The following is a 14095-nucleotide window of genomic DNA, read 5'->3' on the forward strand; positions in this document are numbered from 1 at the left end:
TCGCCGTATTCAACCGGCTGGCCGTTTTCGACCAGAATGGCCTTGATGACGCCGCCCTGGTCCGCTTCGATTTCGTTCAGCAGTTTCATCGCCTCGATGATGCAAAGCGTGTCGCCGGCATTCACGCTCTGGCCGACTTCGGCAAAGTTTTTCGAGCCCGGGGCCGGAGCGCGGTAGAACGTGCCGACCATGGGCGAGCGTACGACGTGGCCTTCGGGGACGGCGTCTTCCGCCGGCGCGGCTGCGACTGCCGCCGGTGCCGCCGGCGCGGCTGCGTGGATGAATTGCGGCTGGGGGGCCATCATCATCGGCGCGCCCGCGATGCTTTTGGCGATGCGGACTTTTTCTTCGCCTTCGGTGATCTCCAGCTCGGCAATGCCCGAGGCTTCGACCAGGTCAATGAGTTTTTTCAGTTTTCTGAGATCCATGGGAGGTCCTGTTTTGGAGGTGTCGCAAGGCGTATTCCAGCGCCAGTTCGTAGCCGTGCGCGCCCAGACCGGACACCACGCCGACGGCGAGGTCGGAAAAGTACGAGTGATGGCGGAAGGATTCGCGCGCGTAGATATTGGAAAGATGAACTTCAACGAAAGGGATGGCGGTGGCTGCCAGGGCGTCGCGCAGGGCGACGCTGGTGTGGGTGTAGCCCGCCGGGTTGATGACGATGAAATCGACGCAGTCGCGCGCGGCCTGGTGGATGCGTTCGATCAATGCGCCTTCGTGGTTGTGCTGAAAGGTTTCGACGTGCGCGCCGGCGGTTTTCCCGCGGCTGGCCAGCGCACGGTCGATGTCGTCGAGCGTGGCGAGACCATAATGCTTGGGTTCGCGGCTACCCAGCAAATTGAGGTTGGGGCCATGCAAAACCAGGACATGGGGGTGCGGACTGGGGACCGATTTAGCCGCGGTGCGGCTGGTTCGTTTAGTCGTCATGGCGGCGAGTTTGCCGTAAATGAAGGTAAATTGTCCAGATATTGACGCTAAATCGCAACTATGCAGCGATTTCGCGCAAGGTGGCTTCAAGCGTGGCGCGGGATAGTCGCCCGAGGTGGCTCAACACGATGTTGCCGTCGCGATCGAGCACGATCGTGTAAGGCAGCGCTCCGCTCGGGTTGCCCAGTTGCCGTGCCAGGCCATGGGCGGTGCCTTCGCCGATCAGGATCGGATAAGCGACCGGCAGGCGCCGCAGAAACTGCGCGACATTGGCCGGGTTGTCGATGGCGATGCCGAGAAATTCGACTCCGTGAGGCCGATATTGCTCGCGCAGGGCGGCAAAGTCCGGCATTTCCTCGCGGCACGGCGCGCACCAGCTGGCCCAGAAATTCAGCACCAGGACCTGACCGCGCCATTGCGCCAGTTGCTGCACCTGTCCCTGCAGGTCCGGAAAGCCGAGTTGCCACAGCGCGGCGACAGCGGGTGCCGCAGGCGGGCGCGGCACGTAGCGGGCCTGGGCCAGCCAGATCCCCGCGGCCATTGCGGCCAATGCCAGGGGGGCGGCATAAAACAGTCTTTTTCGCATGGCTGCAAGGTCCGCAAACCCATTGCGCCGCCGCAGGCGGGGCAATGGCGGGCGGCTCAAAGGTTCCGGGTCGCGGCCGCCGCCACCGTGGCGCCCATCGGCTGCATCGTCAGTTCCATGCCGGATGGGGGGACACCGATCGGGCGCCTGATTTTAGAGCGTGCCGTAGGAATGCAATCCCGACAGGAACATGTTGACGCCGATGAAGGCGAAGATGGTGACGAACAGGCCGACCACCGCCCACCAGGCCAGCATCGGTCCGCGCAGGCCCTTGACCAGGCGGATGTGCAGCCAGGCGGCGTAGTTCAGCCACACGATCAACGCCCAGGTTTCCTTCGGATCCCACGACCAGTAGCCGCCCCAGGCTTCGGCCGCCCACATCGCGCCGAGGATGGTGGCGATGGTGAAAAAGGCAAAGCCGATGGCGATGGCCTTGTACATGACGTCGTCGATCACTTCCAGCTTGGGCAGGCGGCTGGCGAGGATGCCGCGCGCGGCGAGCAGGTAGGCGACGCCGAGCATGGCGGCGATGGAGAAGGCGCCATAGCCGATGAAGTTGGCGGGCACGTGCAGCTTCATCCACCACGATTTGAGCGCGGGCACCAGCGGCTGGATCTCATGCGCGCCGCGGTCGAAGGTGTACCACAGGATGAAGCCGACGGCGGCGGAGATCACCAGCAGCACGAAGGCGCCCATCTGGCGGGTCTGGTAGCGCGCCTCGTAATACAGGTACAGCATCGCGGTGATGAGGCAGAACAGCACGAAGACCTCGTACAGGTTCGACACCGGAATGTGGCCGACGTCGGCGCCGACGAGATAGGACTCGTACCAGCGCACCATCAGGCCGCTGAAACCCATGGCCACTGCGACCCAGGTCAGCGTGCTGCCGGTCTTCATGGCGAATTCGGAGCGTGCCAGCAGCCCGCCCCAGTAGGCCAGCGTGGCCAGCCCGAACAGCGCGCACATCCACATGATGGCGGCCTGGCTGGAGATCAGGTATTTGAGGAAGAAGGCCTCCTCCATGCGCGCCAGGCTGCCCTGGTACTGGCTGACGGCGAACAGGCTGACCGCACCGACCACGATGAACAGCGGGCGGAACGGTTTCCAGAACCAGCCGAATACCGCCAGCGACGGAATCGCCGCCAGCAGGATGGCTTTTTCATAGATGTCCATGTATTCGCCGAAACGCGACAGGGCGAACAGGCCGCCTGCCGCGACGATGGCGGCAAACAGCCAGTCGAACCATGACAGGCGCTTCAGCAGCGGGGCGGGTTGGTCGAGGGCGAGTTCCATGGTGTGGCCTCCAGGTTGTTTACGGCGTGGCTGTTTGTTTGACAAGGGTGTCCAGCGCCCGCGCGTGCTGGGTGAATTCTTTTTCGAAATCGATCGTGTGCTTGGCCGACGACATCGCCAGCAGCGCGTGGCCCGGTTTGATGCGCAGCCAGACCCGGCGCTCACGCACGTAGAGCATGAAGAATACGCCGAGCGTCAGCAAAAGCGAACCGAAATAGACCACGTTCTTGCCGGGCGAGCGGGTGAGTTGCAGGCCGCTTGCCTTGACTTCGTCGTACTGCATCAGCTGCAGATAGACCGGCGCGCCGTAGACGAACATGTCGCTCATGCTGTTGAGGGTGTCGCGTACCAGCCAGCCGGTCGCGTCGTCGGGCTTGGGCGTGGGCAGGCCGTCCTGGCGATTGGCAACCTGCAGCGCCTCGAACGCGGCGAGCTCCAGAATGCGCAGATAGGTGCCGGCCGCCTTTTCGCGTTCGGCTTCCGGCACCTTGGTTTCGATGAATCCGCCCAGCGCTTGGAAGCCGCCCCCGGCAAACAAGGCCAGCACCTGGGCGGCGCTGGCTGTCAGCTTGCCCTCGATTTCGGTGCCCCAGGCGTCTTTCGGCAATGCCTGGCGGGCGAAGCGCGCGGCAATTTCAGGGCGCAACCCCGCATTCAGCAGCGCGCCGCGCAGCCGCATGAAACTGTCGATCTTGCCGTCGGCATCGAGCGGCATGCGCATGTAGCGGAAGGACTCGTTCGGTGACTCGCGCACGCCCGACATCATGTACCAGCGGCCCTCCAGTTCCAGCGGCAGCATGTAGTTGGAAAATTCGCGCGCCTGCCCGCGCGAGTCGCGCAGCTTGTACTGGAAGCTCGGGCCGACGTTGCGCAGATGCCGGTTGTCGCTGACCGGGCTGCCGCCGAGCACGCTCATGGCGTCGCCGGACGCGGCGATTTCGCCGCCCATGTTTTCGATGTTGAACGGGCGGAAATCGATGAACTCGAGGGTGTAGTCGCCCGCTGCGCTGGTCAGCGTGGCGCTCTGGAGCACCGTGCCTTCGATGGGGAAGGATGCGGCCGTGGGGGCGAACAGGTTCCAGCCGCGCAGTGTCAGGCGGGTGCCGCCGTCGGCAAAGCTTGCCTGGTAAATCGCGATGCCGTCGTGGATCAGCGGGTGGTTGACGGCGATCGTCGCTTCCCTGATTTTTTTGCCGGAACGGTCGAACAGCTCGATGTCGCTCTCGAAGCTTTTGGGCTGCCCCGTCGTGTAGTGCTCGATGCGGAACTGCTTCAACGCCACGGTAAACGGCAGATCCTGCACCAGGTAACCGTCGGCCACATTCAGGAAGGCCACGTCCGCGCTGGAGCCCTCGGGAATTTGCACGCTGCCGCGGAACGACGGGTTGGAAGGGGCCAGGCGCGAAATCGCCGGCACCTGGCTTTGCGGGATGTCGCGCGTCTCGATCTTCTTGTAACCCAGCAGCTGCTGCGCCTTGAACACCAGATTGCCGTCCATCAGGCCGCCGATGCAGATCATCACGATGGCCGAATGCGCCAGCAGATAGCCGAGGCGGTTCCAGCTGCCGGCCTTGGCGGCAAGCAGCACGCCGTCTTCGCGCGACAGGTTTTTGACTTTGTATCCCTGACCTTCGAGATAGCGCTGCGCGCTGGCGGCGAGCGCAGCGGGCGGCTGCGTCGTGGCCGCTTCGTGCCGGTGCTTGAACGCGTTCAGCGACTGTTCGCTGACGTGCTCGCGAAAGCTCTTCATCTCGCGCACGAAGTTCGGCGCGTTGCGGTAGATGCAGACGCTGGTCGAAACGACGAGGAAGGTCAGGATGAGCAGAAACCAGGCGGCGTGATAGACATCGTACAGCCCCAGTTTTTCAAACACCTGGAACCAGAACGGTCCGAACTGGATGACGTAGTTGTTGTACGGTTCGGCCTGTTTCAGCACCGTGCCGACGATCGAGGCGACTGCGAGGATGGACAGCAGGCTGATGGCAAAACGCATCGAACTCAACAGTTCGAACAGGGACTTGCCGAAGGAGTGGGGGGCAGTGTTCATGTGGCAGCAATAAAAAAGGGTGACTTGCGTCACCCTTCCATCGACTCAGGTGCGGTCAATAAGTTTAACGCAAGCCCTGAATATAAGATGCCACTGCCTTCATGTCGGCGTCGGTCATCTTGGCGGCGATGCTGCGCATCATCTTGGCGGCATCATTTGCGCGCTCGCCGACACGGAAGCTGTTCAGCTGGGCGTAGATGTAGTCGCTGTGCTGTCCGGCCAGGTGCGGGAACTGGCTGGGAATGCCCTTGCCCTGCGGGCCGTGGCAGGAAGCGCAGGCCGGTACGCCTGCTCCTTGCACGCCGCCGCGATAGATCTTCTGGCCGGTCAGCGCGAGCTCCCGATCCGCGGACGTGCCGGGTTTGGGTTGCTGGGCACTGTAATAGGCAGCCAGATTCTGCATGTCCTGCGGGCTGAGGTTGGCGACCATGCCAGACATGATGGCATTCTTGCGGGCGCCCGATTTGAACTCGGTAAGCTGTTTGTAGATGTATTCGGAATTGAGGCCCGCCAGCTTGGGGTTGGCGGCGGCTGCGCTGTTGCCGTCCACCGAGTGGCAAGCCGCACAAACCTGGTTGACGATGCTTTCTGCCGCCTTGGGGTCGCCTTTGCTGGCCGGGACGGCAGCAGGGGTATTGGCAAAAACGGAGGTGGCGGCCAGAGCGGCGACCAGAGAGACGACGAGTTTCATCAAAAGCTCCTGAAGCTTGCAAAACTTGGGAAAAAGGGTAGTTTAGCGGCAACTAATATGACTGCCAAGCCCGTGCTCAATCGCGCTCAATTCCATACCTCGGTCGCCCAGCTGCGCGATTTGCCCTACAGCCGCGCCGAAATCGCATTCGCCGGGCGATCCAATGCCGGAAAGTCGAGTGCAATCAATCTGTTGACGCGTAAAAACCGCCTGGCGTTTACGTCCAAAACTCCCGGCCGAACGCAGCTTATCAACTTTTTCGAACTGGATGCCGACACCTATCTGGTCGACCTGCCGGGCTATGGCTATGCAAAAGTGCCGCCCGAAGTGAAGGCGAAATGGGAAGGGTTGCTGTCGCGCTACCTGCAGGAGAGGGAGGCGCTGGCCGGGATGGTGCTCATCATGGATGCGCGCCATCCGCTCACCCCGCTGGACCGGCAGATGCTCGACTGGTTCACCCCCACCGGCAAGCCAGTCCACATCCTGTTGTCCAAGTCGGACAAATTGTCCAACAGCGAGAAAGCCTTGACATTGCGCCGCGTCAAACAGGAACTTGCGGCGCTGGACGGCGTCACTGTTCAGTTGTTTTCCAGCCTGTCGCGGCAGGGCTCGGAAGAGGCGGCCGCTTTGATCGAAGGGTGGCTTGCCCAGTCCCGGCAGCAGGAGCCGCAGACAAACGAATAACTTTGCCGGCGCCGCCCAACAAAAAGCCCCGACCAAGGGAGGGATCGGGGCAAAAAATGCCTTAAGGGGATTAAGGCATCCCGCTCAGGGAGGAGAAGCGGGAGACGGTACGAAACCGTCTGCTAGATAGAGCGGGAAGTCCTTGAAAAAGTTCCACGCCACCATGCGAATTCTTTGGAGATCTTTGTGAACCTGCCTTTTGGCTCATTTCCCGCCCGCCGCATGCGCCGTATGCGGCGCGACGATTTTTCCCGTCGTCTCATGTGCGAACACACGCTCACATCAAACGATCTGATTTATCCGGTGTTTGTCCTGGACGGGCAGGGCAGGCGTGAAGCAGTGGCTTCGATGCCCGGCGTCGAACGGCTGTCGCTGGACCTGGTGTTGCCGGTGGCAGAAGAATGCCTGCGGCTGGGCATCCCCGCGCTGGCCTTGTTCCCGGTGATCGATACCGGCTTGAAAACGCCGGGGGCGGAAGAGGCGATCAATCCCGATGGCCTGGTGCCGCGTACCGTGGCCGCATTGAAAAGCCGTTTCCCCGAGTTGGGCATCATCACCGATATTGCGCTGGACCCTTACACCAGCCACGGCCAGGATGGCCTGATCGATGCCAGCGGCTATGTGATGAACGACGAGACGGTGGCGGTGCTCGCCCGGCAGGCAGTCGTGCACGCCCAAGCCGGCGCCGACGTGGTTGCGCCATCCGACATGATGGACGGCAGGGTGGCGGCCCTGCGCAGCGCGCTCGAGAGTGCCGGTCATATCCATACCCGGATTCTGGCCTATGCTGCCAAATACGCTTCCAGTTTTTACGGCCCGTTCCGGGACGCTGTCGGATCGGCACTCAATCTGGGCAAGGGCAACAAATATACCTACCAGATGGACCCGGCCAACAGCAATGAGGCGTTATGGGAGGTCGGAATGGATCTCCAGGAAGGCGCCGACATGATCATGGTCAAGCCGGGCATGCCCTATCTCGACGTCATCCGGCGCGTCAAGGACGCTTATGGCGCACCGACCTATGCGTACCAGGTCAGTGGCGAATACGCCATGCTGAAGGCCGCGGCGCAAAATGGCTGGCTGGATGAGCGTGCGTGCGTGCTGGAAGCGCTGCTGGCATTCAAGCGCGCCGGGGCTGATGGCGTGCTGACCTATTTTGCGCGGGATGTGGCGCGATGGATGCGCGGCGAGGCCTAAATTTTTGCCTGTGACGGGCCGATAGAAATGAGTATGGGGGGAAGGGTTTCCCCGGTGTGTCAGGAGGGTCGAAGGTGACGCTAAATTTGAGCAAGTTGATTGGGCGTGGCCGGAGTATTGCCGACGATTTCGATCGAACCATCATTAGCTTCGAGTCGCCCTACCGTCTCAAGGACTTGAGCCCGCTTCCCGAGGGAGATCCCGAGGTCCAGGAAGAGCGCATGGGGGAAAAGCTCTTCAAGCTGCGTTTCGCGCAGCAGGATGAGGTTTTCAACCATGCCAGCATGCTGGTGCAGAAGCGCTATGCCTGGCGCGGTTTCCCCAAGGCGCACTTGAAGAAATACCCCAATCGCATCACCATCCTGTCGTTTTACCAGGAAAAGATCGTCGGCACCGTCACGGTCGGCTATGACTCGCCAGAAGGCATGCTGGCGGAAGAAATCTACAAGCCCGAAATCGATGCGTTGCGCGCCCAGGGCAGGCGCGTCGGAGAGCTCAGCAAGCTTGCCATCGACGAAAACATCGGCTCCAAGCAATTGCTGGCAAGCCTGATTCATATCGCCTATCTATACGGCGTCATCCATGAATGTACCGACGCCATCATCGAGATCGTTCCCCGCCACAAAACCTTCTATGAAAAAATGCTGGGCTTCAAGCAGATCGGGGAAGAAAGAATGAACAACCGGGTCAATTTCCCCGTGTTGCTGATGCATCTGGAGCTGGAATACATGCGGCAAAAGATAGAAGAACTCGGCGGCAAGGGCAAGGCGGCCAAGGACCGCAGTCTTTATCCCTACTTTTTCTCGGCGCACGACCAGGAAGGCATTCTGGGACGCTTGCTGAAAGAGGATGCTTGAAGCGTCATTGTGCGGGCTTTCGATTATAACGAGGCATTCGGCCGCAACCTTGGCTGGCTGACCCCACACGAGCAAACCACGCTGCGCGGTAAAAAGGTCGCCATAGCCGGCCTCGGCGGCGCCGGCGGCGTACATCTGTTGACCTTGGCCCGGCTGGGCATCGGCCGTTTCCATGTGGCGGATCTCGACCAGTTCGATCTGGTCAATTTCAACCGTCAGGCCGGCGCCAGCATGAGCAGCATGGGGCAGCCCAAGGCGGAGGTCATGGCCAGGCTGGCGCGCGACATCAACCCCGAGTTGGACATCCGCGTATTCGACGCTGGCGTGCAGCCGCATAACGTGGACGCGTTTCTGGATGGTGTTGACCTCTACGTGGACGGCCTGGATTATTTTGTTTTTTCCGCGCGCCGCCTGGTGTATGACGCCTGCCGTGCACGCGGTATTCCCATCACCTTTGCCGTTCCCCTGGGGATGGGGGCGGCCGTGCTCAATTTTCTGCCGGACGGCCCCGGCTTCGACGAGTATTTCCGGCTGCAGGGCACGCCCGAAGACGAATGGCCGATCCGTTTCCTGGTCGGCCTGGCCCCCGCCCTGTTGCACCGGGGTTATCTGGTTTATCCCGAAATCGTCGACTTTAAAACCCAGCGCGTGCCGTCAACCGGCCTGGCGTGCCAGTTGTGCGCCGGCATGGCGGGCACCGAAGCGCTGAAAATCCTGCTCGGCCGGGGCAAGGTGCGTGCCGTGCCGCATAGTCTGCAATTCGATGCCTACACCGGCAAACTGAAGCGTACCTGGCGTCCGGGCGGCAATGCGCATCCACTGCAGCGGCTGGCGATCGCCTACGTCAACTGGCGTTTGTCCCGAAAAAATACCTGACTGCACGCCCGATGACGGGGGACTGCCTGCCAAGTGGCAGGATGGGCGGCATAAAAAAAGCCAGAGCAGACGCTCTGGCTTTTTGCCGGGGTGAGCAGCGGTTTAGGCTTGCTTGAAATAGCGGCGGCCGAGACCCAGGCCCAGCAGGCCCATGCCCAGAAGCGCCAGGCTGCCGGGTTCCGGCACGCGGTTGAATTCCAGGCTGCCATTCAGGGTGTTGGTGCGGGAAGCCGTATCGCCATTGGCCGCCACGGTCGGAACCAGTTGCGGATCGACGTTGGTGTCGATGCGCGCGGCAATTTCGATGCCGGGCAGCGGCTGGCCGTCCGTCCACAGGTCGAACCAGTTGGTGCCGTCGGCAAAGAAGAACAGGCTCTGCGCCAGCGCATCCACGCCGGTGAAGTCGACCGCCGCACTGAACACGGCGTTGCCGATGGTGCCGCTGCTGGACAGGACTTCCAGATTCATCACCAGTACCGAACTGATCGCGTTGCCGTTGACGTCCAGCACGTCGTAATAGATCTGAATCAGGTTGTCGCCATCCACCACGCCGTCGCCGTAGAAGGCGCCGATGCCCTGGGAAGCGGGCAGGCCCGAGTTGTCGACCGCAACCACCACGCCGTTGATGTTGTAATTGAAGGAAAGCTGCCAGTTGTCGCCCATGCCTTCGTCAAGGTTGTTGGCGGTCATGGCGATGCCATTGGATCCGAGCAGGCTGGAAACCGTGCCGACGCCGACGTCATTCACCGCGTCGCCAACGGTGACGAAGGTGGAGGCATTGGTGCCGTCGTAGGAGTTGTCCGAGTCGACGTAGTTCGAGGTGGCCCGGAAATCGATGCCGAACTGGTAAGTGTTGGCGGTCTGGTTGTCCACGGCGCCATCGGGCACGACCATGTAGAACGGTTCGGCGTTGGCGCTGAGCGACAGGACGGCGGCTGCGACCAGAGCGGAGAGTTGTGTGAGTTTCATTTCGTCACTCCTGTGAGAGGTTGGGTGTTGAGGTTAATTCAACCTGCCTCTCATAAAGCACGCACCATGCCAGGTTTTGTTAAACCCTTATAAAACAAATTGTTGCCAGTTTTTCCCGGGGCCCGGCAAGGCGCTCGTGTAAAAAATTCCGACAAGGGAGACGGCCGGGACAGGCTTCGCCAGGCGGTGCGAGGCGTGCCGGCATGTGTGAACAGGGCTGCGCGGGCATCACAGGCTGTCGAGCAAAGCTTTGGCAGCCTGCGTTTCGGGGAATGCCGGAGTCTCGGCCAGCAATTTTTGCAGTTCTGCGCGGGCGCGGGCCTTGTCCCCGCTGCGGGCCAGCGCGGTGGCGTAGTGATAGCGGATCGACCCCGATTTGGGCGCGGCGGTGGCGGCGCGCCGCAGCAAATCCAGACCGCGTGCGGTTTGATTGGTTTGCACCAGGATCCAGCCGAGGGTGTCCTGGACATTGGGGTTGGCCGGAGCGAGTTTGAGCGCCTGCTCCGCCGTGGCCTGGGCACGGGGGTCCTGTTCGCGCTGATAGAGCGAGGCCAGATTGTTGAGGACCAGCACGTTGGGCGTGGCGCGGCGCTGAATTTCCTGATAGTGGGCAATGGCTTCGCGGTTGTTCCCCACCGTCATGGCATAGTCGGCCGCAGCGGCACGAGCCACGTTGTCCCCGGGATGCTGCTTCAGCCAGCCGGCCAGGCGCTGGGCGGAGGCCGGGCCGGAGCCTGCCAGCACCTGGGCGCGGTGCAGCTTGACCAGCACGGATGATCCCGCACCGCGCTGCATCGCCTGCTCATAGGCGGAACGGGCGGCGGGGTAGCGTTTCTGCTGCATCAGGACGTCGGCCTCGAGTTCGTGGCCGAGAGCGGATTGGGGGTGGTCGGCCTGAATCCGGCGGGCAATGTTTAGCGCTGCGTCAGGATTGTTCTGGCTGGCCTCAAGGCGCAGCAGGGCGACGCTGCTTTCCAGGTGGCGGGGATCGATCTGCAGTGCTTTTTGCAGGGCTGTGCGTGCCGCGGCCGGCTTCTTGTCGGCAATCAGGGCGCGGGCGAGGCCGAGATGGCTGTCGAAGTCACGGGCGTCCTTCTGCACGGCCTTGCCGTAGGTGGCGATTGCGCTGTTGAGATCGCCGGCGGCGAACTGGGTCGAGCCCAGCAGATTGAGCGCCTGGACATCGTCCGGGCGCGCGCTGACCATCGCGCTGGCGATGGCGAGCGCTTTGCGCGGCTGCTTTTTGATCAAGTAGTAGCGCGCCAGCGTGCCATTGGGAGCTATGGCCTGCGGGTGCGCTTTCGCCGCTTTCTCCAGCCAGTTGACGTAATCGTTTTCCTGTTTGGTGATGGCCGCGATTTCGGCCAGCGCCATCATGGCGCGCAGATTGTTCTTGTCCGCTTCCAGCAATTTGGTGAAGCGTGCACGCGCGGCGTCGGTTTTCTTGTCGCGCATGTCGAGTTGCGCGAGGCTGGCGCTGGCGGGGAAAAAGGCGGCGTCCAGGGCCAGCGCGCGTTCGAAGCTCGTGCGGGCTCCGGCCAGGTCGCCCTGCGCGAGGCGTGCGCGGCCGCGCAAATCGTGGGGCAGCGGGCTGCGCGGCAGCTGTTTTTCCAGTTGGTCGCAGATGGCCTGGGCCTGGCTGTATTGCTTGTTTCTGATGTGGGTCAGCGCCAGCAGAACGTCGGCCTGGTGGGTCCCGGACTGGAGCGAGCGCGCAGCCTGCAAATCGGTGATGGCGGCGTCGATGTCTCCGGTGGACAGGCGATTGAGGCCTTGCTGGGTATGAAATGCCGCGTTGCCGGGCTGGAGGAGTACGGCTTGCTGCAACAGTTGGGCTGCCTGACGCGGATCGTGCCGGGCGAGATGCGCCTGGCTGGCGAGTGCCAGCGCCGGCGCATCTTCTCCGTGGGGAGGGAGCAGCGGTGCCAGGGTGGCGAGTGCCTTGTCAGGCTGGTTCTGCCTGATTTGCGTCGCAGCCAGCACGCGGCGCGCATAAGCGTGGCCGGGGAAGTGCTTGAGGTAGCGGTTCAGGTAGGTCTCGGCCTGCTGCAGGGAATCGAGCGCATAAGCCGTCGAGCCTGCGAGCAGGGTGCCGGGCAGGTGCTCGGGGGCCGTTTTGAAAATGTCCTGCAGCAGATCGCGCGCCTCGGGATATTTCTTCTGCTGGAATTTCTGCAGGGCCTGCAGGTATTTTGCGGTATTCGAGCCAGGCGCTAGTTTATTGACTGCGTCGATCGAGGCCTGGGCCGCCGCCATGTCGCCCAGCGTTATCTGCAGCGTTGCCAGGCTCTGCAGTGCAGCAATGTTGGACGGCTCCAATTTCACCGCCTGCCGGTAGGCTGCCAGCGCATTCGGCGTGTTCTGGTTGAGTTGCTCGAAGTCGCCGATGAAGATCCAGGTTTCCGCCTGCCGTTCGTTCAGTTTCAGGGCGTTGTCGAGCCAGGTTCGGGCCTCCGCCATCTTGCGCTCGGCAATGGCGCATTGCGCCAGCCCCCAGTGGGCCTGCAGGCTGTCGGCATTGACCTGGCGGGCTTCCTGGAACAGGTTGCAGGCATCCCGGAATTTGCCGAACTTGAACAGGGCGCTGGCGCGCAGGGCCATGATGCGGCTGCGGCTGGCTGGGGACATGGCGTCGGTGGGCTGGATCTCGTCCAGGATGCGCTTGTAGTGGCCCGTCAGCAACAAGGCTTCGCCCAGCAGGGGGGCGACGGTGTCGCGGCCGGTGCCGAGTTTCTCGGCACGGGTCAGTTCCTTCTCGGCTTCCGCGCCGAACCCGGCCTTGAGGTACATCTGGCCCAGGAGCAGCCGCGCCTGTGGACTGTCCGGGTTCTTCTGGACGGCGTTTTTGAGCTCGATGATGCCGCCCTTGAGGTTGCCTTTGTCTTCAAAGTCCTTGGCGCGCTGAATGTGTTCCTGCTCGGTAAGCTTGGTAGCCGGGTCGCAGCCTCCCAGTGGTGCGGACAGGGCCAATACCAGAAGCGTGATCAAGGGGGAGGCGTGTCGGGTCATTGATGCAGGCTCCATTCGGCGATCGGGTGGGCGGCAGTCTAGCGCGTTTTGTTTTTCAGTTGGTCCAGCAGTGTGCGCGCTTCCTGCTCCTGCGGGAAGCGCGCACCGCCGGCCAGGAGGCGCTCCAATTCTCCCTGTGCACGCGCGCGGTCGCCGGTTTTGAACAGGGCAACCGCAAGGTGATACTGGATTTCCGCGTTGTCCGGCAGTTTGGAGAGCGCCCTGCGCAGGTGGGGCAGGCCCTGGGCGGCTTGCCCCTGAGCGGTCAGGATCCAGCCATAGGTGTCCATGACCATCGGGTTGTCCGGCTGCAGTTTCAGCGCCTGCCCGGCAAACGACGCGGCACGCTTGTCGCCCGCTCCATGCAGCGCCCATGCCAGATTGTTCAACACCATCAGGTTGCCGGGATTGCTCTTGTTCAACGCCAGGTAATGCTCGGCCGCTGCGGGGTACTGCTGGCGCTTGGTCAGGCTTTCCGCCAGGACGGCCCGGATGGCGGCGTCTTGCGGGTTGGCGACGAGCCAGGCGGCGAGGCGTTGTTCGCCCTCTTCGCTGCGCTGGGTGGCGTTGAAAACCTGCAACTGACGGACGAGCAGCGTAGCCGAAGGTTTCAGCTTGTGCGCGCGTTCGAACGCCGCCAGCGCGGCAGGGTAATCCTTGCGCACAAGCGCGGTGTCGCCCGCAAGGGTGAAACCGGCCGGGTGGTCGGGTTTCTGTTGCTGCACTTGCAGGGCGATTTTTTGCGCCTCGTCGAGCCGCGCCGCCCGCAGTTCGACGCCGCCGAGCATCATCTGTGCATCGAGCAGGCCGGGCTGGATGCGCAGGGCGTTTTGCAGGGCGCTGCGTGCGCCGGCGAGATCTTCGGCAGCGATCTGTGCGGTGGCGAGCTTGAGTAGCGGGGCGGCCTGGCCGGGCTGGCGCTCGACCAGCTTGCGGTAGCTCCCCAGCGCGTTGGCGGT

Annotated in this window: 13 protein-coding genes; 4 read left to right on the top strand and 9 right to left on the bottom strand. The window is 62.6% G+C overall.

The window, feature by feature from the left end:
- From accB to BGO62_RS02535, 6 genes are all read right to left on the bottom strand, one after another.
- Positions 1–428 (bottom strand): acetyl-CoA carboxylase biotin carboxyl carrier protein (gene accB / locus BGO62_RS02510; RefSeq protein ID WP_296639004.1); only part of this gene is annotated, 428 nt, incomplete at its 3' end.
- Entirely contained in the window at positions 397–927 is a 531-nt protein-coding gene (aroQ, locus tag BGO62_RS02515) for a type II 3-dehydroquinate dehydratase (protein ID WP_296639005.1), read from the bottom strand. The genes accB and aroQ, both read right to left, overlap by 32 nt.
- A gap of 58 nt (positions 928–985) precedes the next feature.
- Complete coding sequence (locus tag BGO62_RS02520; protein WP_296639006.1) at positions 986–1513, bottom strand: TlpA disulfide reductase family protein; 528 nt, start codon at positions 1511–1513, stop codon at positions 986–988.
- Positions 1514–1666: 153 nt separating this feature from the next.
- Positions 1667–2806 carry a c-type cytochrome biogenesis protein CcsB gene (gene ccsB / locus BGO62_RS02525; RefSeq protein ID WP_296639007.1) on the bottom strand — a complete coding sequence of 380 codons (1140 nt, stop codon included), beginning with the start codon at positions 2804–2806 and terminating at the stop codon, positions 1667–1669.
- Between the two features lie 19 nt (positions 2807–2825).
- Positions 2826–4853, bottom strand: a complete 2028-nt coding sequence (locus BGO62_RS02530) for a cytochrome c biogenesis protein ResB (RefSeq protein ID WP_296639008.1) — start codon at positions 4851–4853, stop codon at positions 2826–2828.
- A gap of 64 nt (positions 4854–4917) precedes the next feature.
- A complete protein-coding gene (locus BGO62_RS02535; protein WP_296639009.1) occupies positions 4918–5544 on the bottom strand; it encodes a c-type cytochrome in 627 nt (208 codons plus the stop codon).
- 57 nt (positions 5545–5601) lie between these two features.
- Between BGO62_RS02535 and yihA the strand changes: the two genes are divergently transcribed.
- The 4 genes from yihA to BGO62_RS02555 all read left to right on the top strand — a co-directional run bounded on the left by yihA (position 5602) and on the right by BGO62_RS02555 (position 9158).
- Complete coding sequence (gene yihA / locus BGO62_RS02540; protein WP_296639010.1) at positions 5602–6228, top strand: ribosome biogenesis GTP-binding protein YihA/YsxC; 627 nt, start codon at positions 5602–5604, stop codon at positions 6226–6228.
- Between the two features lie 186 nt (positions 6229–6414).
- Positions 6415–7425: a porphobilinogen synthase gene (gene hemB, locus BGO62_RS02545; RefSeq protein ID WP_296639011.1), complete on the top strand. Its 1011-nt coding sequence runs from the start codon at positions 6415–6417 to the stop codon at positions 7423–7425.
- Positions 7426–7511: 86 nt separating this feature from the next.
- The gene (locus BGO62_RS02550; protein WP_296639012.1) at positions 7512–8282 is read left to right on the top strand and encodes a hypothetical protein; all 771 of its coding nucleotides are present in this window, start codon (positions 7512–7514) and stop codon (positions 8280–8282) included.
- Between the two features lie 9 nt (positions 8283–8291).
- Positions 8292–9158, top strand: a complete 867-nt coding sequence (locus tag BGO62_RS02555) for a ThiF family adenylyltransferase (RefSeq protein ID WP_296639013.1) — start codon at positions 8292–8294, stop codon at positions 9156–9158.
- Positions 9159–9260: 102 nt separating this feature from the next.
- Here BGO62_RS02555 and BGO62_RS02560 read toward each other — a convergent pair whose 3' ends face one another.
- From BGO62_RS02560 to BGO62_RS02570, 3 genes are all read right to left on the bottom strand, one after another.
- Positions 9261–10127 carry a PEP-CTERM sorting domain-containing protein gene (locus tag BGO62_RS02560; protein ID WP_296639014.1) on the bottom strand — a complete coding sequence of 289 codons (867 nt, stop codon included), beginning with the start codon at positions 10125–10127 and terminating at the stop codon, positions 9261–9263.
- A gap of 228 nt (positions 10128–10355) precedes the next feature.
- A complete protein-coding gene (prsT, locus tag BGO62_RS02565; RefSeq protein ID WP_296639015.1) occupies positions 10356–13136 on the bottom strand; it encodes an XrtA/PEP-CTERM system TPR-repeat protein PrsT in 2781 nt (926 codons plus the stop codon).
- A 38-nt stretch (positions 13137–13174) separates the two neighbouring features.
- Positions 13175–14095, bottom strand: a 921-nt coding sequence (locus BGO62_RS02570; RefSeq protein WP_296639016.1) for a tetratricopeptide repeat protein, incomplete at its 5' end; no start/stop codon positions are given.

Origin of the sequence: Thiobacillus sp. 65-1402, assembly GCF_001897685.1 — a bacterium.
Classification (GTDB): Bacteria; Pseudomonadota; Gammaproteobacteria; order Burkholderiales; family Thiobacillaceae; genus Thiobacillus.